Below are 25662 nucleotides of genomic sequence, written 5' to 3'. Positions count from 1 at the left end.
TATGAAGCCTGAAGATTTTCGCGCAGACGCCAAACGTCCGTTAACCGGCGAAGAGTATTTAAAAAGCCTGCAGGACGGTCGTGAGATTTATATCTACGGCGAGCGCGTCAAAGACGTCACCACCCATCCGGCGTTTCGCAACGCGGCGGCCTCCATCGCGCAGATGTACGACGCGCTGCACAAGCCGGACATGCAGGATACCCTCTGCTGGGGCACCGACACCGGCAGCGGCGGCTATACCCATAAGTTCTTCCGCGTGGCGAAAAGCGCCGACGACCTGCGCCAGCAGCGCGACGCTATCGCAGAGTGGTCACGCCTGAGCTACGGCTGGATGGGACGTACGCCGGACTACAAGGCCGCGTTCGGCTGCGCGCTCGGCGCCAACCCGGCCTTCTACGGCCAGTTCGAGCAGAACGCCCGCAACTGGTACACCCGCATTCAGGAAACCGGCCTGTACTTCAACCACGCCATCGTTAACCCGCCGATCGACCGCCACAAGCCTGCGGACGAGGTGAAAGACGTCTACATCAAGCTGGAGAAAGAGACCGACGCCGGGATTATCGTCAGCGGTGCGAAAGTGGTGGCAACCAACTCGGCGCTGACCCACTACAACATGATCGGCTTCGGCTCCGCGCAGGTGATGGGTGAAAACCCGGACTTCGCGCTGATGTTCGTCGCGCCGATGGATGCCGAAGGCGTGAAGCTGATCTCCCGCGCCTCTTACGAGATGGTGGCAGGCGCTACCGGCTCCCCGTACGACTACCCGCTCTCCAGCCGCTTCGATGAGAACGACGCGATTCTGGTGATGGATCACGTGCTGATCCCGTGGGAAAATGTGCTGATCTACCGCGATTTCGACCGCTGCCGTCGCTGGACGATGGAGGGCGGCTTTGCACGCATGTACCCGCTGCAGGCCTGCGTGCGCCTGGCGGTGAAGCTCGACTTCATCACTGCCCTGCTGAAGAAATCCCTGGAGTGCACCGGTACCCTGGAGTTCCGCGGCGTACAGGCGGATCTCGGCGAAGTGGTGGCCTGGCGCAATATGTTCTGGGCGCTGAGCGACTCCATGTGTTCCGAAGCCACCCCGTGGGTAAACGGCGCGTATCTGCCGGATCACGCCGCGCTGCAAACCTACCGCGTCATGGCCCCGATGGCCTACGCGAAGATCAAGAACATCATCGAGCGTAACGTGACGTCCGGGCTGATCTACCTGCCGTCCAGCGCCCGGGATCTGAACAACCCGCAGATCGACCAGTATCTGGCGAAATACGTGCGCGGCTCCAACGGTATGGATCACGTCGAACGCATCAAGATTTTGAAGCTAATGTGGGACGCCATCGGCAGCGAGTTTGGCGGACGCCACGAGCTGTACGAAATCAACTACTCCGGGAGCCAGGATGAGATCCGCCTGCAGTGTCTGCGCCAGGCGCAGAGCTCCGGCAACATGGACAAGATGATGGCGATGGTCGACCGCTGCATGTCCGAGTACGACCAGCACGGCTGGACCGTACCGCACCTGCACAACAACACCGATATCAACATGCTCGACAAGCTGCTGAAATAGCGCAGCGGGAGGTTGCAATGCATTTAGATGAACAACGCCTGCGTTTTCGCGACGCAATGAGCAGCCTGTCGGCGGCGGTCAATGTGGTCACCACCGAGGGCGAGGCGGGCCGCTGCGGCATCACCGCCACCGCCGTCTGCTCGGTGACGGATACCCCGCCGTCGGTGATGGTGTGCATCAACGCCAACAGCGCCATGAACCCGGTCTTTCAGGGCAACGGCAGGCTGTGCGTTAACGTGCTGAACCACGAGCAGGAGATCATGGCCCGCCACTTCGCCGGAATGACCGCCATGACAATGGAGGAGCGCTTCGCCCTCTCCTGCTGGCAGAAAGGCCCGCTGGCGCAGCCGGTGCTGAAAGGCGCGCTGGCCAGCCTCGAAGGCGAGATTATTCAGGTGCAAACCATCGGCACGCATCTGGTTTATCTTGTCGAAGTGAAAAACATTATCCTGAGTGACGCGGGACACGGCCTGATCTACTTCAGGCGTCGTTTCCATCCGGTCATGATGGAGGCGGAAGCCGCCGTGTGATCCCCCCTCGCGCTGGCCTTTTTTCGGGCCAGCGCCGCTTTCTACAAAAATTCCTAAGGTTTCCGCTAAATCACGCCGTTATATATCCATAAGAGAAATTTTCTGTGCCTGAATACTGACATCTCCGGTCAGTGCTTTTTGCATTGTTCAGCGCATACCCAATATACAGGAAGACCTTATGGCTAAAACGACGCGGAGCCGCTCGGCTGAACGTCTGGTCGATATTCTCCTTGAGCTACATTTACATGGCGTGGTAAACCGCAGTGCGCTAATGGAGAAATTTAAAATTACCGAGCGTACCGTCTACCGGGATTTAAATGCGCTCTCGCCCATTGTTGAACATACCGGTAACGGGCTATATCGGCTGATCCACTCCGCCCAATCTCCCGGCGGGCAGGGATTACATCACGCTCTGGCTAACTTCCTGAATGCCGATAATTTTTTCCCTGAAAGAAATACGGACTTCTGGCAAAAACTGGAGGCGCGCGTCGACGAAAACCATATTCTCATCCTCGGTAATGACGCAGAGCACACGGTACAGCGTGATATCCGCCGCCATTTAGCAAAAATCGAGAAATCGATTAAGAACCATAATGTTTGTCAGATCGTTTATAAGGGTAAAACCCGTCTGATTAATCCCTATAAACTCATTAACAAAAAAAATATATGGTATTTACAAGCTACCGAAAATAGCCGGTTGAAATCCTTTTCATTAAGCCAGATTAGCTGGTTTGATATTCAAAAAAACGTTTTTACCCCTGACGAAAATGTGCGGGCATTGCTGGAAAAAAGCCTCGACCCGTGGGTTTCTGAAACTACTTTCACCGTGAAAATATTCATTAAGGATAATATTTCACATTACTTCCTGCGCCGCGATCTCCTGCCGGAACAAGAGCTGCTGGAGCAACAACGCGGCGGCGTCACGCTTCGCTGCCAGGCGGCACACGAAAACCAGATCCTGCCGCTGCTGTTCTACTGGCTGCCGAATATTCAGATCCTGGAGCCGAGCTGGCTGAAGGAGAAGCTCATCAAGACGCTGGAAAACTACCTGTCGATGGAGCGCAGCCCGGAAAACCACGTGATCTCAATCACATAATTTCCCCAACCCGCGGTGAGGCAAAACCACTCGCCGCGTCCTTTGACCGCTCACCCGTCACTTTCAACCACTCACGCATTTACCGCCCTTTACGCGCGCGCGGATCTGGCACGATCGCTCCAGCATTATCAATACCTCCTCACAACGAACCCTGACCCTTTTTTCATTACATAAAAAACCAGGTCTTACTATGGATACTAAAAAACTACTTAAGCACGTGCCCTGGGCCTTACTCGGGATCCTCGGTGCTTTCTGTCTGGCGGTTGTCGCATTGCGCCGGGGCGAACACGTAAGCGCCCTGTGGATCGTGGTCGCGTCTGTCTCCGTCTATCTTGTGGCTTATCGCTACTACAGCTTGTACATCGCGCAGAAGGTCATGAAGCTCGACCCGACCCGCGCCACCCCGGCGGTCATTAACAACGACGGCCTGAACTACGTGCCAACCAACCGCTACGTGCTGTTTGGTCACCACTTTGCCGCCATTGCAGGCGCGGGCCCGCTGGTCGGCCCGGTGCTGGCCGCGCAGATGGGCTACCTGCCGGGTACGCTCTGGCTGCTGGCGGGCGTGGTGCTGGCGGGGGCGGTGCAGGACTTTATGGTGCTGTTTATCTCCTCACGCCGTAACGGCTCGTCGCTGGGCGAGATGATCAAAGAAGAGATGGGCCGCGTGCCGGGCACGATCGCTCTCTTCGGCTGCTTCCTGATTATGATCATCATCCTGGCGGTGCTGGCGCTGATCGTGGTGAAAGCACTGGCCGAAAGTCCGTGGGGCGTCTTCACCGTCTGCTCTACCGTACCGATTGCGCTGTTCATGGGCATCTACATGCGCTTCCTGCGCCCTGGCCGCGTGGGCGAAGTGTCGGTCATCGGTATCGTGCTGCTGGTCGCCTCCATCTACTTCGGCGGCGTGATTGCGCACGACCCGTACTGGGGCCCGGCGCTGACCTTTAAAGACACCACCATCACCTTCGCGCTGATCGGTTACGCGTTCGTTTCCGCCCTGCTGCCGGTGTGGCTGATTCTGGCTCCGCGCGACTACCTGGCGACCTTCCTGAAAATCGGCGTGATCGTCGGGCTGGCGATCGGGATTGTGATCATCAACCCTGAGCTGAAAATGCCGGCGGTGACGCAGTATATTGACGGTACCGGTCCGCTGTGGAAAGGCGCCCTGTTCCCGTTCCTGTTTATCACCATCGCCTGCGGTGCCGTGTCTGGCTTCCACGCGCTGATCTCCTCCGGCACCACGCCGAAGCTGATGGCCAACGAAACCGACGCGCGCTTCATCGGTTACGGCGCAATGCTGATGGAGTCCTTCGTGGCGATTATGGCGCTGGTCGCGGCGTCTATCATCGAGCCAGGTCTGTATTTCGCGATGAACACCCCGCCAGCGGGTCTGGGCATCACCATGCCAAACCTGCACGAGATGGGTGGCGAAAATACCGCGCTGATCATGGCGCAGCTGAAAGACGCCAGCGCACACGCGGCGGCGACCGTCAGCTCCTGGGGCTTCGTGATTTCGCCTGAGCAGATCATGCAGACCGCGAAAGACATCGGCGAGCCGTCCGTGCTGAACCGCGCAGGCGGTGCGCCGACGCTGGCAGTGGGTATCGCACACGTATTCCACAAAGTGCTGCCGTGGGCGGACATGGGCTTCTGGTACCACTTCGGTATTCTGTTTGAAGCGCTGTTCATCCTCACCGCGCTGGATGCAGGTACCCGTGCGGGCCGCTTCATGCTGCAGGATCTGCTCGGCAACTTCGTGCCGTTCCTGAAGAAAACCGACTCTCTGGTAGCGGGTGTTTTGGGTACTGCCGGCTGCGTAGGTCTGTGGGGTTATCTGCTGTATCAGGGCGTTGTTGACCCGCTCGGCGGCGTGAAGAGCCTGTGGCCGCTGTTCGGTATCTCTAACCAGATGCTAGCAGCCGTAGCCCTGGTGCTGGGCACCGTTGTCCTCGTGAAGATGAAACGCACCAAATACATCTGGGTGACCGTCGTTCCCGCGCTGTGGCTGCTGCTCTGCACCACCTGGGCGCTGGGCCTGAAGCTGTTCAGCACCAACCCACAGCTGGAAGGCTTCTTCTTCATGGCTAACCAGTACAAAGAGAAGATTGCCGCAGGCGGCGCGGATCTGACCGCCCAGCAGATTGCCAACATGAACCATATCGTGGTGAACAACTACACCAACGCGGGTCTGAGCATTCTGTTCCTGGTGGTGGTGTACAGCATTATCTTCTACGGCATCAAAACCTGGATGAAAGTGCGCAACACCGAAGGCCGTACGGATAAAGAAACCCCGTACGTGCCGGTACCGGAAGGCGGCGTGAAAACCTCTTCACATCATTAATAGGCCATCAAGCCCTGCGAATGCAGGGCTTGATTCTTATCAGGATTTGCGATGTTTGGTAACTTAGGACAAGCGAAAAAATACCTCGGTCAGGCGGCGAAAATGCTGATTGGCATTCCGGACTATGACAACTATGTTGAGCATATGAAGACCAATCATCCGGACAAGCCGTACATGACCTACACCGAATTCTTCCGCGAGCGTCAGGAAGCGCGCTACGGCGGAAGTGGAGAAGGCGGCGTCCGCTGCTGCTAAAGGAGAGACCATGACCCCGATTGCCGTTACCCTGCTGACCGGTTTCCTCGGCGCCGGTAAAACCACCCTGCTGCGCCACATCCTGAACGAGCAGCACGGCTTCAGAATCGCCGTCATCGAAAATGAATTTGGCGAAGTCTCGGTAGACGATCAGCTGATTGGCGATCGCGCCACCCAGATCAAAACCCTGACCAACGGCTGCATCTGCTGCACCCGCTCTAACGAGCTCGAAGACGCCCTGCTGGACCTGCTCGACAGCCGCGATCGCGGCGACATCGACTTTGACCGCCTGGTGATCGAGTGCACCGGCATGGCCGACCCCGGCCCGATCATTCAGACCTTTTTCTCCCATGAGATTCTTTGCCAGCGCTACCTGCTGGACGGCGTGATTGCCCTGGTCGATGCGGTCCACGCCGACGATCAGATGAACCAGTTCACCATCGCCCAGTCTCAGGTGGGCTACGCCGACCGCATCCTGCTGACCAAAACCGACGTGGCGGGACCCAGCGAAAAACTGCGCGAGCGGCTGACGCGCATTAATTCCCGCGCGCCGATTTACACGGTGACGCATGGAGACATCGATCTGTCTCAGCTGTTCAACACCAACGGCTTTATGCTGGAGGAGAACGTCACCGCGAAACCGCGCTTCCACTTTATGTCCGACAAGCAAAACGACGTGGCGTCGATTGTGGTGGAGCTGGACTACCCGGTGGACATCAGCGAGGTCTCCCGCGTGATGGAAAACCTGCTGCTGTCGTTTGCCGACAAGCTGCTGCGCTACAAAGGGATGCTGTGGATAGACGGCGAGCCGAACCGTCTGCTGTTCCAGGGCGTACAGCGCCTGTACAGCGCCGACTGGGATCGCCCGTGGGGCGATGAACCACCGCACAGCGTGATGGTGTTTATTGGCATACAGTTGCCGGAAGAAGAGATTCGGGCGGCGTTTGCGGGTCTGAAGAAATAACCAATCGCTCCCTTTTAATCATGAAAGGGAGCGCATTCCCCTAAAGCAAATTCCGCGCTTCACTCTTTCTGTTTGCAATATTGTCTGTTAATGTCCTTAACAATAATGAAATCCTGCTTAGATTAATATTTACGACAATAATAATTGCGCAGAGTTATACTATTCATGAATTGGTAGACATCACATGGCACTCATTATTCCCACAATCAGCAGCTGTAGCGAGAAGATCACGGCTGGAGAAAAAAGGCTGGCAAGACTCCTGGAGGGGGGCCTCAGCGAACAGTGTACCTGCTGGTATGATACCCGAATGGGAGACAAAGACGATCATCCTGATTTTGTGATTCTGGCTCCCGAAAAAGGGCTGTTGTTTATAGAAGTGAAAGACTGGTTTATCACAAAAATAAAATCGGCCAACAAAACGCATATTCATTATGAAACTAAAAACGGCGTCGAGCCGTGGAAAAACCCACTCGAACAGGTTCGACAATATACCTTTCATATCATCAACAGCCTGAAAAACGATCCTTTGCTTCGCCAGCAGGGAGATCATGAAGGCAGCTTTATTATGCCGTATGGATACGGTGTTTATTTGAGCAACATCACCCGGGCACAGCTGGAAAAGAGTTTTACCCCCGAAGCGTTAGAAGAAATATTGCCCACCAGCCAGGTGATTTGCAAAGATGAACTGACCGAGTTTATGCCCCGAGAACAAATCTCCGCCCGGCTCGAATCCCTTCTCAAACACCACTTCGTTCATCACACAACACCACAGCAGCTCGACCGCATCCGATGGCATCTTTATCCCGATGTCCGCATTAACCCATCGGTCACGCGGGTTGACCTGGATAATTTTACGTTCCACACACCTGATGTGGTATGCATGATGGACAGGAACCAGGAACAACTCGCCAGAAGTATGGGGACGGGACACCGGGTCATTCATGGTGTGGCAGGATCAGGCAAAACGCTCATTTTGTATCACCGCTGCATCGAGCTTGCCAACAATATAGAAAACACCAAACCGATACTGGTGATTTGCTACAACATTACGCTGGCCAAAAAGCTCAAAGCGCAGCTCGAACAGCACAACCTGAGGCTTCCTGTCGAGGTTATCCATTTTCATGCCTGGTGCTACCAGCAATTAAGCGCGCATCGACGTCTTCCCCCCAGGAGCAAAAACTTTATTGAACTAATGGAAAATGCGCTGACGGTGGCATTTGAAGAGGGCATTATCAAACCAGAACAGTACAGCGCCGTTTTGATAGATGAAGGACATGATTTTAAGCCGGAATGGCTAAGAATCCTCGCTAAGATGCCGGACGATAAAGATAGCTCCCTGCTTTTCCTCTACGATGACGCTCAGTCAATCTATCAGAAAAAGAAAGCTCTCGATTTTACCCTGTCCAGCGTCGATATAAAGGCGCAGGGCCGCACCACTATTCTGGATACCAATTATCGCAACACCCGGCAAATACTCCATTTTGCCAGCAGTATTGCTTTTAATTATCTCAATAATCACATTGAAGATTCCCTCAAATACCAGCTGCCCGCCGCAGGTGGACTGTCCGGAAACTATCCGGCGCTGGCAAGCTTTGATAATCAGGACGAGGAAATTACACGCGTTCTCGATTGGGTCACTGAGCAGCGACAACAGGGTGTTGCCTGGTCGGAAATCGCCATACTCTGCCCCTCAACTTACAGCATTTCGGGTATGCTCGGACCAAGGCTCGAAGCCCGCAAGATCCCCTACCAGATGATTGTCTCCAGCGATGATAAAAAACACTGGTCACCACAGAATGATTTCCTCTGCGTAATGCCGCTGCCAAGCAGTAAGGGTCTTGAATTTCAATCGGTCGCCATTATGGATGCCGCAAAGGAAAGGAATGAAGAAGATCTGAGCGACGATATTAAGCGACTGTATGTTGGATTTACCCGCGCGCGCCAGAATCTTCTGGTGACCATGCACGGAACCGGAAGTCTGCGCGATCATCTGGTCGAGACCTGGGAAAAGAGCGTTAAGACGGTCTAGCTGTCCAGTAAGCACCAAACAATCCCCTCTCCCCTGCGGGGAGAGGGTTAGGGTGAGGGGTAACGCCTGGTATTATTTCAACGCCTCCGGCAGCGTCACAATCCATAGCTCGCTGTCTGACTCCGGCTTCTTCAGCGGCTTCACGCTGAGCGTGGTTTCCACCGGTTTATCATCCAGCGTCAGCTTGCCTTCCGCGTTCACTCGATAATCCTTGAGCTTTTTGCCCTCGACCGGGTGCTGCATCGCCACCTTCACGCCAAAGTCGTTATCGTTCGCCACCGCAAGCCGTTTGCTGTCGATCAGCGCCAGCCCTTCGGCCTTCTCCTGCTGCCAGCCCAGCGCGCGCAGATCGACGACCTGCGTTTTTGCAGCAAGGATAATGCCGCGCTGCGCCAGGGTTTTCTCATCATCAAACTCCGGGTACTCGCCCGGCTTGTCGAAGGCGGTCAGGTCGCTCGCCTTGCTCAGATCCACCTTGTAGATAAGGTTACGCATCGCGTCGTTTTTATCCTCACCCTGCTCAATCAGCAGGATGTGCTGGTCATCCAGTGCCACGATGTCGCCGATTTTGGCATCGCTGTTTTTGCTGTAGGCCGCGCTGTCGATGGGGTAGCCGTACATCGCCGTTTTCCCGGTCGCCGGGTCGAAGCTGACCAGACGCGTAAACAATGCCTGCTTTTTGCTCTTACCGTCGATATCCAGCGTGCTTTGCACGGCGGCGATAATACGCCCGTCCGGCATCCGGGTCAGGCCTTCAAAGCCACGGTTCGGCTGGCGCCATTTGATAACGTTTGGCAGACCGCCCGCGATGGATTTTTCCCCTTCCGCGGCCTGCGGCCCGTGGATCGCCAGAATTTTCCCTTTGCTGTCGACGTTAATCAGGAACGGGCCATACTCGTCGCACAGCCAGAAGCCGCCTTTGCCGTCCGGGGTGATGCCTTCCGTGTCCAGACCGCGGTTGTCACCCTTCAGAATTTTGAGGGTATCGCTGAACGCTACTTCATTGGTGGAGCCAATCACGCCGCTTTGCAGCGGCAGGCCGTTAATCTCGCCTTTATCATCATGCAGCGGGCGGGCATCCGTTGCCTCAGCTTTGCCGTTCTGAACGCGGATAGTCATCAGTAGCGGCGCGAAATCCGGAGTGACAAAAATTTTGGCTTCGTTTTTGCCCATTTTGGGCGCATCGGCGTTGGGACCGCGATCGGTCACGGTCGCGAAGGTAAGGGCATCGCCCTGCTTGCCCGTAAACAGCAGGCCAGAACCAATCCCCACCGGGAGTCCATTCGGAAACGCGTCGGCAAACGCGCCGCTGTATTTTACGTGTGAGCCGTCAGGGAAGCTGACGACATAGCGCTCCGCCGTGGGCTGCGCCGCCAGGCCAGAGAAAGAGAGCGCACAACCGATAAGCACAGGAATAATTTTTCTTTTCATATTGTTAGTATCCAGAAAGTGAAGCCCACAACGTAATGAACAAACGTGTCAGAAAAATGACATAGAACGAAAACGTGGCCGGGCATCTGAACGAATATTGACCACAAAGATGTAAAAAATTGTTTTTTTATGTGATTTTAGAAATGGAATTGGAAATTATTAGAATCCCAATTAATTCATCTCAAATTACTATCCCCGGCTTGTTCAGATTTCGTTTAGTCACAAAATTAAACTGTTCCTCAACGCCTGAAATTTGTGCGTTGACACACCAACAACCTAACCTTTGCGTTACAAATAAAGATAAAAAAATTAACAATACCAGCATTAAAAGTCGATTTGCATCACATTTGCAGTCATAAACATCGCTTGTTAAGGTGCCCCCAGATTAATTTGATGATGAGGCACGAAACATGAAAAAAATGAATATCCTTCTCCTTTCTGCTCTGGCTGCCGTATCAGGTTCCGCACTGGCAATGGGCGGCAGCATTGAACAGGGTAAAAACTTTACCAACCTCAATCTGGAAATGGGGAAATCCTCATCCGGTGTTTATCTCGAAAGTAACTGGCTGAAAAACACCGACGACGGTACCCAGACTGGCGGCGTGGGCGCAGGTTACAACCTGGAAGTGGGCCCGGTGATGCTGAACGCGGGCGCAAAAGCCATCTACATTGGCCCGAAAAAAGGCGATAACGGCGTTGCTTTCCCGATTGGCGGCGGCGTAAACGTTGCGCTGACCGACAGCATCCACGTGTACGGTGAAGGCTATGCGGCACCAGAAGGCCTGAACAACAGCGTGAAAAATTACGTGGAAGCCAACGGCGGCGTAAGCTGGACCCCAATCAAACCGGTTACGCTGAAAGTGGGCTACCGCCACGTGAGCGTTGACGGCAAAGATGGTCGTCCAAACCACACCCTGATTGACGGCGCATATGTAGGCGGTGGAGTCAGCTTCTGATGAAACACCGCATCACCGCGCTTTGCGTTTTGAGCCTCACGCTGATGCTCACCGGGTGCGTCCAGTACAAATGGGTAAAACCGGGCGTCAGCGATACTGAGATGAATAAAAAGCTCACGGAATGCGAAGCGCAGGCCCTGATCGATCTGCCCCCGGATAACGTAGTGACCGGTTCGAGCTCGGAAAAAACGGACAAAAAGAACAAGAAAAAGGATATTTCCACGAGCTACACGGTAGAAGACGCGAATGAATATCGCCGGGATACGTTAGTCGACAGCTGCATGTTTAAAAGCGGCTGGGACAAGATCGAAGTGCAATAATCCCTTTAAAAAAACCTGCCGGCTGGCAGGTTTTTTATTACCTCTTACTTACGCACCACCACCAGCTTCTGGTTCACAAACTCTTTGATACCCAGATCCGACAGCTCGCGCCCGTAGCCGGAGCGCTTCACGCCGCCGAACGGCAGCTCTGGCGCGGTATCGGTGAGCCAGTTGATATACACCATCCCGGTCTCGATCCGCGACGCCATTTTCTTCGCGCGCTCGATATCCTGGCTGAACACCGCCCCGCCCAGGCCGTAGTGGGAGTCGTTTGCCAGGGCGACCGCCTCGTCGTCGTTTTTGACCACGTACATTTGCGCTACCGGGCCGAAGAACTCTTCAAAGTACGCCGGGTTGTCGCGGGAGATATTCGTCAGGATCGTCGGTTCGAAGAAGCTCCCGTCGCGCTGCACCGGCTTGCCACCATAGTGCAGTGTGGCACCATTTTTCACCGCCTCGTTAACCTGTCTGGTGAGCGTTTCCAGCGCATCTTTAGACGACAGCGGCCCCAGCGTGGTGCTCTCGTCCAGCGGATCGCCAATTTTCACCTGCTTAAACGCTTCGGTGAATTTGCTCAGGAAGGCATCCGCAATCTTCTCATGCAGAATAAAGCGCTTCGCCGCGGTGCAGACCTGCCCGGCATTGTTGAGTCGCGCATTCACGCCAATTTTGACGGCCTTCTCCAGGTCTGCATCATCCAGCACGACGAAGACGTCGTTACCGCCCAGCTCCAGCGTAGATTTTTTGATGTGCTTCGCCGCCTGCGCGGCCACCACGCTGCCGGCCTTTTCAGAGCCGGTCAGCGCTGCGCCCTGTACGCGATCGTCGGCAATGATGTTCGCCACCTGCTCGGACGAGATAAACAGGTTGGTCCACGCCCCTTCCGGCGCCCCCGCCTCGCGCACCAGGTGCGCAAAGGTCTCGGCGCAGTGCGGCACGATGCTGGCATGCTTGGCGATGACGGGGTTCCCCGCAGCCAGGTTCGGCGCCAGAACGCGCATCAGCTGGTAATACGGGAAGTTCCACGGCTCAACGGCCATCAGCACGCCGATGGGGTGATGCTCCACCCACGCTTCCCCGAGCTCAGAGTCATACTTCACCGGGGCCAGGAACTGCTTCGCGTTGTCGGCGTAGTAGCGGGCGATCTGCGCGCACAGCTTCACCTCGCCGCGGCTCTGTTCGATGAGCTTACCCATCTCCTGGCTGGCAATTTTCGCCAGATCCTCCACGCGCTCGTCGATCAGGTCGGCGAGCTTATGCAGCACCGGCAGTCGCTGGTTGATGTCGCCTTTCGCCCACTCGGAATGATAAAGCGCATCAGCCGCTCTGAGCGCCGCTTCGATATCCGCGTCGGTATGTGAGGGGTATTCTTTGATGAGCTGGTTAGTGGCAGGATTTACTGTCTGATAAGCCATGTCGAATCTCCTTGTTTTACCGCTTAGGGTATTAAGGGTAGTCAACATGACTGGCGATGGAGGTAAAGTTGGGTATATCCGGAAGGTTCTTAATGAAGCGCTGCCAGACGGTTCGCTGACGTGGTATAAAAAACCTCCAGAAGGAGTTTCCATGACCGATACCCGACACGTTCGCCAGACTTTTCACCGCACCCAGGGCCTTGAGCTGCGCAGCACCTGGCAGAGCACGCAGGCGTACAAACGCCACTGTCACCCTCAACTCTCCATCGGGGCGATTGTTGAGGGCCAGACCTGCTGCGTGTGCCATGATCAAGAGTACATTCTTCATCCCGGGGACCTGATTGCGATCCCGGCTTATGCGCCGCACAGCTGCAACCCCGTCGACGGGCAGCCGCGCAGCTACCATATGCTCTATATCGACACCGATCTTCCTCTGGCGCTACAGGTGATTCGTAACCCTGCCCTGTTTGCCCGTTACCTGGACGTCGTTAAGACAATGTCTCCAGTGTCCGTGGAGGCGCTGCTTTCTGCCCTTCCCCGCTGCGCGGATAACGCAGACGCGCTTCGGCCAACCAGCCAGCAGGTTCAGGAGGCGTTTCTTTCCAATCTCACCAGCCCGCCCTCTCTCGACGAACTTGCCCAACGCTTTTCGCTGCGCAAGGAGACGCTGATCCGCACCTTCCGGCAGGACACCGGCCTGACGCCGGGCAGCTTTCTCAACGTCTCCCGCGTGGAGTTCGCCAAAGCGCGGCTGCGCGCCGGGGACGACATCGCCGACGTCGGCTACCAGAGCGGCTTTGCCGACCAGAGCCATTTTCATAAGACCTTCGTCAGCTATACCGCCGCCACGCCGCGCCAGTACGCCACGGGCCGATCAATATCAGACAATAAATAGGTTCTGCAGCACCGTACTCTGACCTCAGATTGTTAACTGAGGTCGCTATGGAACTGTTCTTCCCTTCCGCTTTTCTCGCCCTGGCGCTGGCGCATTTTGTTGCGCTGTTGAGCCCGGGCCCGGATTTTTTCCTGCTTGTGGGCTACGCGGCGCGCTATCGGCTGCGTGGCAGCGCCGGGCTGTGCGTCGGCATCGCCGCGGGTAACGCGCTCTATATTGTTCTGGTGATTATCGGCTGGAGCGCGCTGCGCCAGTTTACGTGGCTGTTTACGCTGATCGAGCTTTGCGGGGCTCTGTATCTGCTGTGGATCGGCTCGCATCTGGTGCGCAGCCGATCTCAGGCGCTGGCGCTAAATGAAACTCACCAGCGCTTCCCTTCGCTGCGAAAGCAGATCCTGCTGGGGCTCGGTTCGGCGCTGCTTAATCCGAAGAACGCGCTGTTCTATCTGGCGCTGATGACGGCGCTGCTGGGGCCGGACGTCACGCTGCTTCAGCAGGCGATCTGCGGCGTCTGGATGGTGATGGTGGTGCTGGTGTGGGATCTGGCGCTGGTGACGCTGATGGGCTTATCGGCGGTGCAACAGAAGCTCAGCCGTTCGCTGTGGTGGATTGAGCGCACGGCAGGGGTGGTGCTGATGGGGTTTGGGGGGTGGGTGCTGTGGCGGCTACTGGAAATTTTACGCTGAGATAGCGGGCAGCCTGACGCCGCCCATTGCTTATTTTTTGTTTTGATCGCGCAGCATTGCTTCACGCAAAATAGCATTGAGCCTCGTCTGATAACCTTTTCCAGGCCGTTTAAGCCACTCCATCACGTCAGCGTCGATACGTACAGATGCCTGAGTTTTGAGTGGTCGATAGAACTTCCCTCGCACCGCCCCTGACCACTGTTCATCCCCCGTGGCAGGGATATCGCTGTAATCAATCTCTGCTTCCGATTTTTCGGCGAGTTCTTTGAGCTCAGCCTCACGACGAGCACTAACCTCAGGCGCACTACCGCGTTTATGTTTAACCATGCTCATAACGGCTCCTCTCTTTACGGTTCGCCTTTCGTGCGCTAATGATTCGAATGACTTCGTCACCACTTTCAAAACGTACCGTGTGTGCGACCATAATGACAATTAGACCATGTACAAGACCAATGGTCTGCCAACGGAACTCTCCATTTTCATGACGATCCTGCAGAGATAAATGGTAAGGATCGTCAAACACCAGAACAGCCTCTTCAAAGCGGATCCCATGCTTAATGAGATTACTTTTCGCTTTGTTGGTATCCCATTCAAACTCCGTTGGCATAGTGTACCCTTCCCTTATTGTATATACAAAAAAGCATATACAAAACGTTCGTAAATTGAACCGGTCGACATCGTTCAATTTCATTTTCTGAAGGCGCATTCCAGAAGCTGAAACGCGGAGGTCCTTCTCCTTCTTTGCACTTTCCCCCCGCTTCCCTCTATCCTTACCCCATGGAAAAAATCGCTGAACTCAAACGCGCCAAGCTTCTTGCGCTGTCGCTGCTGCTGGTTGCCGCCGCGGCGTTTATCACCACCCTCTTCCTGCCGCAGACCTTCTGGGTGCGCGGCGTGAAGGCCATTGCCGAGGCGGCGATGGTCGGCGCGCTGGCGGACTGGTTTGCCGTCGTCGCGCTGTTCCGTCGGGTGCCCATTCCGTTTATCTCGCGCCATACGGCGATTATCCCGCGCAATAAGGACCGGATTGGCGACAATCTTGGCCAGTTTGTGCAGGAGAAATTTCTCGATACCCAGTCGCTGGTCGCGTTGATCCGCCGCTATGAACCCGCGCAAATGATTGGCGCCTGGTTCAGCAAGCCCGACAACGCCCAGCGCGTCGGGCTGCATCTGATGCAGGTGATGAGCGGTTTTCTCGAACTGACCGATGACGGGCGCATTCAGCGCCTGCTTAAACGGGCGGTGCATAAGGCCATCGACAAGGTGGATTTCACCGAGACCAGCGCCGTGATGCTGGAGAGCATGACCAAAAACAACCGCCACCAGGTGCTGCTGGACGCCATCATCAACCGCCTGATTACCCTGATTCAGCGGGAAAGCACGCGAGAGTTTATCTCTGACCAGATCGTCCACTGGCTGAAGACCGAACACCCGCGCAAGGCGATGGTGCTGCCCACCGAGTGGCTGGGCGATCAAAGCGCGGAGATGGTGTCAAAGGCGGTGAATACCCTGCTGGACGATATCAGCCACGACCGCACGCACCAGATCCGTCAGGCGTTTGACCGCGCCACGCTAAAGCTTATCGACAACCTGAAAAACGACCCGGAGATAGCGGCCAAAGCCGACAACATCAAGCACTACCTGAAAAACGATGAGGCGTTTAACCGCTATCTGGGGGAGATGTGGGCCGACCTGCGCCAGTGGCTGAAGGCGGATATGCAGAGCGAGGACTCGCGGGTGAAGCAGCGCATCGCCAACGCCGGGCTGTGGTTTGGCGAAACGCTGTCTAACGATGCCAGCCTGCGCGCGTCGCTGAACGAGCATCTGGAGCAGGCCGCGCACCGCGTCGCGCCGGATTTCGCGGCGTTTCTGACCCGCCACATCAGCGACACGGTCAAAAGCTGGGACGCCAAAGACATGTCCCGCCAGATTGAGCTTAACATCGGCAAAGACCTGCAGTTCATTCGCGTCAACGGCACGCTGGTGGGCGGGACGATTGGCCTGATCCTGTTTTTACTCTCGCAAATCCCGACGCTTATCCATTGAGCGTCCTGAGGATCAGCGCCTTCATGCTGGTAATAGCTGCATCGGCGGAGGCGCTCCCCTGATGCAGCGCAATCCCCAGCTCTCCTGCGTTGGGCAGTAGGCGGTTGTCGATCTGTAAGGTCTCTGGCAGGCCAATACCTGTGCGAAGCGTAATCCCCAGCCCCGCGCTGACGCCCGCCCACAGCCCGCTCAGGCTATGGCTGGTAAAAGCGATACGCCAGGGTATACCTGCCGAATCCAGCGCCACGATGGCTCTGCTGCGCAGAAGGCAGGGCGCGTCAAACATCACCAGCGGCAGCGGCTCCCCTCGTTGCAAAAGTGCCTCAACGTCCTCACGGGACCGGCAAATCCATACCAGCGGTTCGCTGCGCACATAGTCGCCTTCTCGTCCTTCCTGCCAGACCATCGCCAGATCGAGTTCGTTTGCCTCAACACCCCGCAGCAGCGGCTGGTTGCGTTCGACGCGTGCGGTCAACCGGAGCTCAGGGTGCTGTCTGTTAAAATCGCCGAGCACCTGCGGCATCACGGACTCCCCGAAGTCCTCCTGCATACCCAGACGCACTTCTCCCTGCAGCTGCTCTCCCTTGATTGCCCGGAGCGCTTCATCATTTAGCGCCAGCATGCGTCGGGCGTAGCTCAGCAAAATTTCACCCTCCGGGGTCAGCGCCAGCGTTCGCCCCTGCTTCACGGTGAGCGCCACGCCGCACTGCTGCTCCAGCTTTTTTAGCTGGGCGCTAACCGCAGAGGTAGACCGGCACAGCCTGTCCGCCGCCACGGCAAAGCTGGTGGACTGAATACCCTCCACAAAGCTGCGCAGCGCGTCCAGGTCTAATACTGAAAACCGTTTATCCATACCATCCTCATTTTCGGGACGTTGTGTCCGAAACATTGCGATTTTCTTTATGGTGGCAGCCTGCGAGAGTCATTGCCAGACAACAGGAGGAAAAAAATGAATACAACACTGAATCGCGACACGCTTGCGCAGGTCTCCCCTAAACTGGCGGAACTCAGCCAGCAGGTGCTTTTTGGCGATATCTGGCAGCGTCCGCAGCTGACCGCGCGGGACCGCAGCCTGATCACGCTTGCCGCACTGGCCGCCCTGGGGCGCACCGCGCAGCTTCCCTGGCATATCGACTTCGCCCGACAAAACGGCGTGACGGACGACGAGATTGCCGAAGCGTTTACCCACCTGGCATTTTACGCAGGCTGGCCGGCAGCCGTCAGCGCTCTGACCTGCCTGGCAGAGGAGAAAAAATAATGCCGTTTGTTCGCATCATGACGGGTGACCGCTATACCGAGATGCAGAAAAAACAGATCTCGGACATTCTGCACCAGGCGCTGACGGAAACCTTCGCCGTTCCCTCGCAGGACCGGTTTCATTTTTTTGAATGCTTCGCGGCCGGGGATCGATACATTGACCGGCACTATCTCAGCACGGGCAGAACGGAGGGGGCGATATTATTCAATATCGTGGCCGGTAAGCCGAGGAGCAATGAACAGAAAGCTTCCCTCTATCGCCAGCTGGCTGCGCAACTGAATCAGAAGATGGGCATCGATGGTGGGGACGTGATGGTCGTTATCCAGTTTACTGCCGCTGAAGACTGGAGCTTCAGCGGCGGTATACGCTATCAGCCCTGAATGACGTAGCGCGTGGCAGCGAAGCGGTTGAGGATCAAATGCACCAGGAAGACCATCGTCAGCGTCGCCACCAGCGAAAACGTCACGGAGGTGATGCGGTAGAGATCGCTGAACACCAGATCGCTGTCCGGGTGCATGTTCTGCCCGAACATAATGCCGATGGTGGTGATGCTGGAAAAACCCACGCCCGCGCCCACTTTCTCCATCACGTGCAGACGCGCGCCAAACGCCAGGCCGAGGCCAATCAGCGGCATCATCAGCAGCATATGGCTGCTGTGATCGTAGAGGATAAGCTGCACCACCAGAATGTAGAGGCAGCCCAGCACCACCCCGACCACGCGCCAGATGGAGCTCATCACCGCGCCGCGATAGTGCATCGGGAACAGGATCAGAATCCCCGCCATCAGCGCAGAGAGCGAATCGCTTAAGTCGCTAATCTGAAACACCACGAAAATCATCGTCGCGACGCTGCCGGAGAGCAGCGACTCGTGGCGCACGCGGGCGTCGTCTTTCTCAATCAGCGGCGGCGGCTTGCGGGGCTCAACGTCTGGCAGCAGGTAGTTCATCAGCGCGCTCAGGCACACCGCCATCACGCTCGCTTCGATGTTGGAAAACAGCAGCGTGTGCCAGTTGGTGGTGGGGTAGCTCATAAAGTTGAGCATTACGCTCTGGCACACCACGCCCATCGAGCCAAACAGGAACAGCGGCCCTTTGCTCATAAAACGAAAACGCATCACGTACAGGGCAAACACCACCAGCGTCATGATAACCGGCCATTGCGACAGATAGCCGATGATAATCACCATTTCGACGCAGTTTAGCGATGCGCTGAAGATAAACTGCTTCGCCACGTGGCGGTTAAACACCGGCACCAGCGACAGCAGCATGATCGGGTAGACCACGAAAAACACGCCATAGCTGGTGTTGTAGAAGCTCGATATGCTCAGGGCAATCATCCCGGCAAAGACGATGCGCAGGGTCTGGCGAAAGTCGTTTGCCGTATAGACGATGTTGCCGTGCGGGGTAAACACCCGCGCCAGCGTATTAATAGACATAGTGCAGCAGGCTCACCAGGTGGATCTGCATCCCTGAGAAGAAGCGCGCAAACGGCCCTTCGCTGTTGTAGAGTTGCACGGTTGCCCGCGCGCCGGTTGGCAGCGGCTTCGGCAGCGAATCATCCAGCGTGACGTGAATGCGCATGCGCTGGGCGTCTCGTACCCAGCGGTTAGAGGTCTCCGGCTGGGAGAGCTGGCCGTTAACCGCCTCCTGGCCTGCGAGGATCCCCGCGTCACTGCTGGCCACGTGGGCGCGGAACACCTGTCCCGGGAAGGCGTCAAACACCACGGCGGCATCGGTGCCCTGATGGGTATGGCGCAGGCTCTTCTCGCGGAAATCGGCCACGATATCGGTCTGGTTGTTTACCAGCGCCAGCGCGGCGGAGCCGGATGAGGCGTAAAAACCGGGACTTAACTGCAGGTTACTGACCGTGCCGTCCGCCTGGGCGTAGACCTTTGTCCAGCCGAGGTTCAGCTCTGCTTCATCCAGCGCGTTGCGGTATTTTTGCAGCGTCACGTTGCGGTGCTCTTCGCGCTCGCCGCGCTGGATGCGCAGGTTCCGGATGTTGGCCTGAATGGAGCTGACGGACTGCTCGCTGCTCTGCCAGGCGGTGCGAACTTTATCCAGATCTGCCTGCGAAACGTTCTGTAACGTGCTCAGCTTCTGGTAGCGGTCAAAGGTCACTTTGTCGTTCCGCGCCGTCAGCACCGCGGTTTTCAGGCTGGCCTGCGCGGCGGCGATCTGCGCGTCCAGCTGTTCGTTGGACAGGCGTGCCTGCTCCAGCGCGATTTGCGCCGCTTCCACTTTATTGCGAAACGGCGTGTCGTCGAGCTCAAACAGCAGATCGCCTTTCTTCACCTGGCTGTTGTTGTGGACATGTACCGCCGCCACGTAGCCGGAGACGCGCGGAGAAACCGGCGTCACTACGCGCATCATGGTGGAGTCCGGCGTCAGCGGGATCCAGATATCCGCGACGACAAAATAGATAAACATCAGCAGGAAAGAGGCAATACTCACCCTTACCCAGCGGGCAAACTTTTGTTCAGGGGTCATTATTTTTCGGTCTTGTTGTCTTCTTCGCGGATTGTCCGCAAATTGCAGGCGATTTGATTCAACGTAGCGCTGAAAATCTCGATATGTTCCGGCGCGATGTGTTGCGATACGCGCGCCTGATAGGTCTCAATCACCTGAGTGAGCCTTTTTAATATGGCTTTTCCCTCAGGCGTCAGCGTCAGAAGCCGGATGCGCTTGTCATAAGGCGATGTGGTGCGCAGCAGGTAACCCTGTTTTTCCAGCTGTGTCAGGGTGCGCATCAGCGGCGGCAGTTCAATACCCTGCACCTCCGCCAGCTCACTCATTGAAACGTTATCCCCGAGCTGATGAAGCTGCATCATCACCGTCCAGCTCGACTGGGTTAACCCGGTATCGAGAATGGCGTCGTCGATCACCGCACGCCACTGGCGCACGATCATCGCCATCCGCATGCCCATCGGCCTGCGGCTAAACAGTTCTTCTTCACTCATGGGGAAACCTCTCGTCACACGCAGGCAAGATAATAGTTATCAGGGTAAGTATCAAGAAACGAGAGGTAAAAGCGCAGGAATTGCGAAAAGGATGTTCCCGCTCTCCCTGTGGGCTGAGGGATCCCCACAAAAGAATGCCAGCACGGACGACCCCCTCTCCCTTGAGGGAGAGGGCTGGGGTGAGGGGGAACATACGGCTCTGGTGGTCATTCCGTTCACCTTATGTTCCTTGCTACTCTTCGATTCCTGTATCGGTGAACGTGCCAGGGCGGCTCAATCGCCGCCGCCCTGGCGACCCGGGCTCCCGGCGGTAAATCGCCGCTTCGCGGTGCCCTCGGCTTATTCCTTTCGGCTTATCGGGGAGGGGCGGAGGCAACGTCCATGTAAAGCCCGCCCTCTCGGCGCATCCCTGCGCCTCGCCCCGGCCTGCAGGAAACGCCTCAGCGATTTACAGCCGGACCAGGGCGTCGCTGAAAGCCATTCATTTTCCTGAAGCAACATCCATCGCTTCAGGTAGAGAAATTACTGGGGATTCCTCAGCCCGCAGAGGAATTTAGCGGCTAAAATACTTCCTGACGGCAACCTTCCCCGTCGCCGTCACCACTACCTCCCTGTACCCCTCCACCCGCAGGATCCACCCTTTGCTTTCCAGATGAATAAGCAGCGCCGCGCCTGCCTCACCGCCAAGGTGAAACCGCCGCTCGCTCCAGTCCAGACAGGCGCAGCAGGCCTTGCGACGGGTATTAGGATTTAGCGGAATCCCAAGCTTCATAAACTGCTCCCGGCCATGCAGCGTGAGCGCTGAACCGTCTGACTCCAGCCAGCCTTCCGCCTGCATGAAATCGTAGATCTGCACCGCGACCGTTCCGGCAAGATGGTCGTAGCAGGTTCGGGCTTCCCGCATGGCCTTCGGCGCGGTGGTTTCCGGCGGCGCAATGCGGCTCCAGGAGAGCCCCATCATCTGTTCGACCAACTCCGCCACGTCGTGCCCCGCCAGACGATAGTAGCGGTGCCGCCCCTGAGACAGGCAGGTAATCAACTTTCCCTCCACCAGCCGGGCGAGATGCCCGCTGGCGGTCGACGGGGCGACGTCTGCCGCGGTGCTCAGTTCGGTGGCGGTCCATGCTCGCCCGTCCATCAGCGCGCACAGCATCTTCACCCGCGACGGATCGGCCATTGCCGCCGCCACCGCCGCGATGGCCTGTTCCAGCGCCACGCTGTTATCAGTCGGTAAGCTTGTCTTTAACATGTGCCGCCCAGGGTTCGGTGATCTCTGCGGCCAGCTTATCATCATCCGTCAGCAGAATAAGGTGATTTGCATGGTCGCTGTACTGGGTAAGAACAGACACGCCGCGTGCCGCCAGCGCCGCCGCAATTTCACCCAGCTCGCCGGGCCGCTCCTGCTTGAGTTTTCTGATAACCGGCCTGCACACCGCCTGCACGATAAACCCGGCCTCCATCAGCACGCGGCGGGCTTTTTCCCCGTCCTCCACCAGGAAATGGGCATCGGTACCGAATACGCCGCCGCCCTCAAGCCCCACGCCGTTGCGCCCCAACAGCTCTCCAAAGCGCGCCAGCTCGCCGGGCCTGTCGCTGAAAATCACGTGAACGTCATACATCCGCGTGCCCTCCGGTTTCGGAACTGTATTCCCGCACCAGCTGCGCCACCCGAATACGGTAGAAAGTAAAAATCGACTCCCGCCCTTCGGCCTGCGCCGCCTGATGGAAAACGTTCTGCTTCCAGCGGCGGACGGCCTCTTCATCCCGCCACCAGGAAAGGGACAGGATTTTGCCGTCGGTCGTCAGGCTCTGGAACCGTTCGATATCAATAAAGCCGTCGATGTCGGCCAGCAAAGGCTTAAGCTCTGCGGCAAGCTGCAGGTAGCGCGCCTGATGGGCAGGCGCGGCTTTGGCTTCGAAAATGACTGCGATCATGAGGGTCTCTCCGCTGTGATGTTGAGGAGAGAATGCGGGATGGAAAAGCACAATGCTTCGGTAAAGAGCGAAGTTTTAGCCCAGGACCGACCTCGGCTCCATAAACGCCCTAATCCCCCACTCGCCCATCTCGCGCCCCACGCCGGAGTGCTTAAACCCGCCGAACGGCGCTTTCGGTTCATGGGCAAGGGTGTTCACCAGCACGCGACCGGAGACAATCTGCTGCGCTACGCGGCGCGCGCGCTCCGCATCGCCGCCCAGCACCATCGCGCTCAGGCCGTAGTCCGTGTCGTTGGCAATCGCAACAGCCTCCGCCTCGTCACGATAGGGGATGACGCACAGCACCGGGCCAAAAATCTCGTCACGGGCAATCGTCATCCGGTTGTTCACGTCGGTAAACAGCGTCGGGCGCACAAACCAGCCGTCTCGCGTCCCGTCCGGTCTCCCTTCACCACCCGCCAGCAGATGCGCCCCCTCTTCGATGCCTTTACGGATATAGCCCTGCACCCGCAGCCACTGCTTTTCGCTGACCATCGGGCCGACGTCCGTCGCGCTGTCGCGCGGGTCGCCGGATTTCACCGCCGCCACGGCCTGCGCCAGCGCGGTTTCAATCTCCGCCTTACGCGCCTGCGGCACCAGAATGCGCGTTCCGGCCACGCACGCCTGCCCGCTGTTCATAAACCCGGCCTGAATCACCAGCGGGATCGCCTGCGCCAGATCCACATCATCCAGCAGGATGGTCGGCGATTTACCGCCTAACTCCAGCGTTACGCGCTTAAAGCTCTCCGCCGCATTGCGCAGGATCGCTTTGCCGGTATTCGTGGAGCCGGTAAACGAGATTTTTGCCACGTCCGGATGGCGGCTGATGGTCTCACCTACCGTCTCGCCGCGTCCGGTGACGATGTTAAACACGCCCGGCGGCAGTGCGGCGTCGCGCAGCGCTTCGGTGACAATCTGCGTTTGCAGGGCGCTCATTTCGCTCGGCTTGATGACCGCCGTGCAGCCCGCCGCCAGCGCGGCCGCCAGCTTGCCGCAGATAAACCCGGCGTCGCTGTTCCAGGGTGTGATAAGCCCGGCCACCCCAAGCGGCGTCATCTGCACCGTTGCCGCGCCTGCGGGAGTGACGAACTCAAACGCCTCCAGCGCCTCAATGGCCTGAGCAATCACCTCCGCCGGATAGCTGGCCATCCACGCCGAGCGCGAGGCGGGCGCGCCGTACTCTTCAACGATCGCGTCGAGCAGATCGTCGTGGCGAGCGGCCACGGCGGCGTGCATGCGCTTCAGCACCGCGATGCGTTCCTGCTTTGTGGTCTTCGACCACGCCGGAAACGCCGCTTTCGCCGCCGCAACGGCGCGCTCTGCGTCAACCTCATCCGCCAGACGTACCTGCCCTATAACCTGCGCCGTCGCCGGGTTGTACAAATCAAACCACTCGGTGCCGTGCGGGGTAACAAATTCGCCGTTAATAAAGATCTGTTCGATGGTGTGCATATAAACCTCCTCAGGCTGTGTGAGCACAGTCTGGCACGGCTTCTCCGTTGCGATAATCCACGCTATGCTGCAAGGGTTGTTTCGATTTTCAGGATAATCTATGCATCGTTCAGGTCTGACAGAGCTGGAAGTGGTCATGGCGGTGGTGCGGCGCGGCAGCTTTCGCGGCGCGGCGCAGGAGCTGGGCATGTCCGCCACGGCGGTAAGCAACGCCATCGCCGGGCTGGAGAGCCGCCTTGATACCCGCCTCTTTAACCGCACCACCCGCAGCGTGGCGCTCACCGACGCCGGACAGCGATACGTGGCGCGTATCGGCCCGGCCCTGCAGGAGATCCGTCTCGCCGGCGAGGAGATCCACAGCGACACCGGGGAACCCGCCGGCACGCTGCGTCTGAACGTGCCGAACCATATCGGCACCCTGTTTCTGGACCAACTGCTGATCGACTTTATGATCCGCTATCCGAAGATGCGCGTGGAAACGGTGAGCGAAGCGAGGATGATCGACATCGTCGCGGAAGGCTATGACGCGGGGATCCGCCTCGAAGAGTCCGTGCCGCAGGATATGATCGCCGTGCCGCTGACCGGGGAGATCCGCCAGCTGGTCACCGCCACGCCGGACTATTTTGCCCGTCACGGCATTCCGCAGACGCCGGACGATCTGCTTTCACATCAGGGGATCGGCATGCGCATGGCCCACGGCGGGATCTACCGCTGGGAGCTGGCGCGTCGGGGGGAAACGTACGCCCTTGCCGTGCCGCCGCGCTTTGCGACGTCCGATCTTTTTGCCTCGATCCGCGCTGTAAAAGCGGGATTAGGTGTGGGATTTTTGCCGGAACTGTATATCCGGGAAGAGCTTGAGCGTGGAGAACTGGTTAGCGTGTTAAACGACTGGGCGCAGCCCTTTGCCGGGCTGCGCCTGTATTACCCCGGCCATCGCCACGTCCCGCCTGGATTACGGGCGCTGGTGGCGATGATCCGCGAGCGCGGAACTATTCCAGGTTAGCCTTATTCAGCCCGTAAGCCGCGTCCAGCGAGCCCGGCGCCATGCGGGAGGTGATCCCCAGACGGTTCCAGGCGTTGATCGCCACGATGGCGAAGTTCAGTTCTGAAATCTCCACGTCCGAGAAGTGCTCCGCCACGCTGCGGTACAGCGCGTCGCTCACGCCGTGAACGCCAATCTGGGTCAGCGCTTCAGCGAAGGCCAGCGCTGCTTTCTCCCGGGCGCTGAACAGCGGGGACTCGCGCCAGGCCGCCAGATGGTACAGGCGCAGCTCGCGCTCGCCGGCAATTTTGGCCTCTTTCGAGTGCATATCCAGGCAGAAGGTACAGCCGTTCAGCTGCGATACGCGAATGTCGATCAGATGCTTCAGCGCCGGGTCGATGGAGGTTTTTGCCACCTCCATGCTCAGGGCAGACAGCGCGTTGGCGAGGGCAGGTGTAACTTTATGGTGGTTAACGCGAGTGCTCATTGTCTTTCCTCTTTTTGTG

28 protein-coding genes are annotated in these 25662 nt (G+C 57.5%); 15 read left to right on the top strand and 13 right to left on the bottom strand.

Annotation, left to right across the window (positions count from 1 at the left end; genetic code table 11):
• The first annotated feature begins 1 nt into the window (after position 1).
• The 7 genes from hpaB to V1603_RS06045 all read left to right on the top strand — a co-directional run bounded on the left by hpaB (position 2) and on the right by V1603_RS06045 (position 8782).
• Positions 2-1564, top strand: coding sequence for a 4-hydroxyphenylacetate 3-monooxygenase, oxygenase component (gene hpaB / locus V1603_RS06075; RefSeq protein WP_010427196.1), 1563 nt, complete (start codon positions 2-4; stop codon positions 1562-1564).
• 17 nt (positions 1565-1581) lie between these two features.
• Positions 1582-2094, top strand: a complete 513-nt coding sequence (locus V1603_RS06070; RefSeq protein WP_163331020.1) for a 4-hydroxyphenylacetate 3-monooxygenase reductase subunit — start codon at positions 1582-1584, stop codon at positions 2092-2094.
• A 178-nt stretch (positions 2095-2272) separates the two neighbouring features.
• Complete coding sequence (locus V1603_RS06065; RefSeq protein WP_302219284.1) at positions 2273-3190, top strand: YafY family protein; 918 nt, start codon at positions 2273-2275, stop codon at positions 3188-3190.
• Between the two features lie 190 nt (positions 3191-3380).
• Positions 3381-5534 (top strand): carbon starvation CstA family protein, encoded by a 2154-nt coding sequence (locus V1603_RS06060; protein WP_163331018.1) that lies wholly within the window; start codon positions 3381-3383, stop codon positions 5532-5534.
• Between the two features lie 51 nt (positions 5535-5585).
• On the top strand, positions 5586-5789 hold the full coding sequence (locus V1603_RS06055) for a YbdD/YjiX family protein (RefSeq protein ID WP_116342321.1): 204 nt from the start codon (positions 5586-5588) through the stop codon (positions 5787-5789).
• A 10-nt stretch (positions 5790-5799) separates the two neighbouring features.
• Positions 5800-6753: a GTPase gene (gene yjiA / locus V1603_RS06050; protein WP_395313630.1), complete on the top strand. Its 954-nt coding sequence runs from the start codon at positions 5800-5802 to the stop codon at positions 6751-6753.
• 184 nt (positions 6754-6937) lie between these two features.
• The gene (locus V1603_RS06045) at positions 6938-8782 is read left to right on the top strand and encodes a 3'-5' exonuclease (RefSeq protein WP_395313629.1); all 1845 of its coding nucleotides are present in this window, start codon (positions 6938-6940) and stop codon (positions 8780-8782) included.
• 72 nt (positions 8783-8854) lie between these two features.
• Here V1603_RS06045 and V1603_RS06040 read toward each other — a convergent pair whose 3' ends face one another.
• A complete protein-coding gene (locus V1603_RS06040; RefSeq protein ID WP_395313628.1) occupies positions 8855-10213 on the bottom strand; it encodes an esterase-like activity of phytase family protein in 1359 nt (452 codons plus the stop codon).
• A 410-nt stretch (positions 10214-10623) separates the two neighbouring features.
• Between V1603_RS06040 and V1603_RS06035 the strand changes: the two genes are divergently transcribed.
• Positions 10624-11169, top strand: coding sequence for a YfaZ family outer membrane protein (locus tag V1603_RS06035; protein WP_116342315.1), 546 nt, complete (start codon positions 10624-10626; stop codon positions 11167-11169).
• Complete coding sequence (locus V1603_RS06030) at positions 11169-11489, top strand: hypothetical protein (protein ID WP_116342313.1); 321 nt, start codon at positions 11169-11171, stop codon at positions 11487-11489. Before V1603_RS06035 ends, V1603_RS06030 begins: the two co-directional genes overlap by 1 nt.
• A 44-nt stretch (positions 11490-11533) precedes the next feature.
• Here V1603_RS06030 and V1603_RS06025 read toward each other — a convergent pair whose 3' ends face one another.
• Positions 11534-12904 (bottom strand): NAD-dependent succinate-semialdehyde dehydrogenase, encoded by a 1371-nt coding sequence (locus V1603_RS06025; protein WP_116342311.1) that lies wholly within the window; start codon positions 12902-12904, stop codon positions 11534-11536.
• A gap of 151 nt (positions 12905-13055) precedes the next feature.
• Between V1603_RS06025 and V1603_RS06020 the strand changes: the two genes are divergently transcribed.
• Both V1603_RS06020 and V1603_RS06015 read left to right on the top strand, forming a co-directional pair.
• Positions 13056-13799 (top strand): helix-turn-helix domain-containing protein, encoded by a 744-nt coding sequence (locus V1603_RS06020; protein ID WP_395313627.1) that lies wholly within the window; start codon positions 13056-13058, stop codon positions 13797-13799.
• Between the two features lie 47 nt (positions 13800-13846).
• The gene (locus V1603_RS06015) at positions 13847-14485 is read left to right on the top strand and encodes a LysE family translocator (RefSeq protein ID WP_163331013.1); all 639 of its coding nucleotides are present in this window, start codon (positions 13847-13849) and stop codon (positions 14483-14485) included.
• 30 nt (positions 14486-14515) lie between these two features.
• Here V1603_RS06015 and V1603_RS06010 read toward each other — a convergent pair whose 3' ends face one another.
• Together V1603_RS06010 and V1603_RS06005 are read right to left on the bottom strand one after the other, a co-directional pair.
• Complete coding sequence (locus tag V1603_RS06010; RefSeq protein ID WP_395313626.1) at positions 14516-14818, bottom strand: BrnA antitoxin family protein; 303 nt, start codon at positions 14816-14818, stop codon at positions 14516-14518.
• Entirely contained in the window at positions 14805-15092 is a 288-nt protein-coding gene (locus V1603_RS06005) for a BrnT family toxin (protein ID WP_163331012.1), read from the bottom strand. The genes V1603_RS06010 and V1603_RS06005 overlap by 14 nt, the downstream gene beginning before the upstream one ends.
• A 170-nt stretch (positions 15093-15262) precedes the next feature.
• On the opposite strand from V1603_RS06005, the gene V1603_RS06000 reads away from it, so the two are divergent.
• A complete protein-coding gene (locus V1603_RS06000) occupies positions 15263-16531 on the top strand; it encodes a DUF445 domain-containing protein (protein WP_395313625.1) in 1269 nt (422 codons plus the stop codon).
• On the opposite strand, the gene V1603_RS05995 is transcribed toward V1603_RS06000, so the two are convergent.
• Entirely contained in the window at positions 16521-17384 is an 864-nt protein-coding gene (locus V1603_RS05995) for a LysR substrate-binding domain-containing protein (protein ID WP_395313624.1), read from the bottom strand. The genes V1603_RS06000 and V1603_RS05995 overlap by 11 nt on opposite strands.
• Positions 17385-17480: 96 nt before the next feature.
• On the opposite strand from V1603_RS05995, the gene V1603_RS05990 reads away from it, so the two are divergent.
• A complete protein-coding gene (locus V1603_RS05990; RefSeq protein ID WP_395313623.1) occupies positions 17481-17789 on the top strand; it encodes a carboxymuconolactone decarboxylase family protein in 309 nt (102 codons plus the stop codon).
• Positions 17789-18169 (top strand): tautomerase family protein, encoded by a 381-nt coding sequence (locus V1603_RS05985; RefSeq protein WP_395313622.1) that lies wholly within the window; start codon positions 17789-17791, stop codon positions 18167-18169. The genes V1603_RS05990 and V1603_RS05985 overlap by 1 nt, the downstream gene beginning before the upstream one ends.
• On the opposite strand, the gene V1603_RS05980 is transcribed toward V1603_RS05985, so the two are convergent.
• The 7 genes from V1603_RS05980 to V1603_RS05950 form a co-directional block, all read right to left on the bottom strand.
• Complete coding sequence (locus V1603_RS05980) at positions 18160-19224, bottom strand: DUF2955 domain-containing protein (protein WP_045259544.1); 1065 nt, start codon at positions 19222-19224, stop codon at positions 18160-18162. The genes V1603_RS05985 and V1603_RS05980 overlap by 10 nt on opposite strands.
• Positions 19214-20281, bottom strand: a complete 1068-nt coding sequence (locus V1603_RS05975) for an HlyD family secretion protein (RefSeq protein WP_395313971.1) — start codon at positions 20279-20281, stop codon at positions 19214-19216. Before V1603_RS05975 ends, V1603_RS05980 begins: the two co-directional genes overlap by 11 nt.
• Complete coding sequence (locus tag V1603_RS05970) at positions 20278-20748, bottom strand: MarR family winged helix-turn-helix transcriptional regulator (RefSeq protein ID WP_116342297.1); 471 nt, start codon at positions 20746-20748, stop codon at positions 20278-20280. Before V1603_RS05970 ends, V1603_RS05975 begins: the two co-directional genes overlap by 4 nt.
• A 553-nt stretch (positions 20749-21301) precedes the next feature.
• Positions 21302-21997 carry an ArsR/SmtB family transcription factor gene (locus V1603_RS05965; RefSeq protein WP_395313621.1) on the bottom strand — a complete coding sequence of 232 codons (696 nt, stop codon included), beginning with the start codon at positions 21995-21997 and terminating at the stop codon, positions 21302-21304.
• Positions 21972-22367 carry an amino acid-binding protein gene (locus tag V1603_RS05960; protein WP_163330746.1) on the bottom strand — a complete coding sequence of 132 codons (396 nt, stop codon included), beginning with the start codon at positions 22365-22367 and terminating at the stop codon, positions 21972-21974. The genes V1603_RS05965 and V1603_RS05960 overlap by 26 nt, the downstream gene beginning before the upstream one ends.
• A complete protein-coding gene (locus tag V1603_RS05955) occupies positions 22360-22683 on the bottom strand; it encodes an antibiotic biosynthesis monooxygenase (RefSeq protein ID WP_163330745.1) in 324 nt (107 codons plus the stop codon). Before V1603_RS05955 ends, V1603_RS05960 begins: the two co-directional genes overlap by 8 nt.
• Positions 22684-22758: 75 nt before the next feature.
• The gene (locus V1603_RS05950) at positions 22759-24174 is read right to left on the bottom strand and encodes an aldehyde dehydrogenase family protein (RefSeq protein ID WP_395313620.1); all 1416 of its coding nucleotides are present in this window, start codon (positions 24172-24174) and stop codon (positions 22759-22761) included.
• Between the two features lie 100 nt (positions 24175-24274).
• Here V1603_RS05950 and V1603_RS05945 point away from each other — a divergent pair, with 100 nt between their 5' ends.
• A complete protein-coding gene (locus tag V1603_RS05945) occupies positions 24275-25177 on the top strand; it encodes a LysR family transcriptional regulator (protein ID WP_233002899.1) in 903 nt (300 codons plus the stop codon).
• Here the strand turns inward: V1603_RS05945 and V1603_RS05940 are convergent.
• Positions 25164-25643, bottom strand: a complete 480-nt coding sequence (locus V1603_RS05940) for a carboxymuconolactone decarboxylase family protein (RefSeq protein ID WP_013095424.1) — start codon at positions 25641-25643, stop codon at positions 25164-25166. The genes V1603_RS05945 and V1603_RS05940 overlap by 14 nt on opposite strands.
• Positions 25644-25662 lie beyond the last annotated feature (19 nt).

It is taken from the genome of Enterobacter sp. ECC-219 (assembly GCF_043966805.1).
In the GTDB taxonomy this organism is placed as follows: Bacteria; Pseudomonadota; Gammaproteobacteria; order Enterobacterales; family Enterobacteriaceae; genus Enterobacter; species Enterobacter cloacae_N.
Note: the sequence above shows the minus strand (reverse complement) of the source record. Positions and strands in the feature narration are given on the sequence as shown.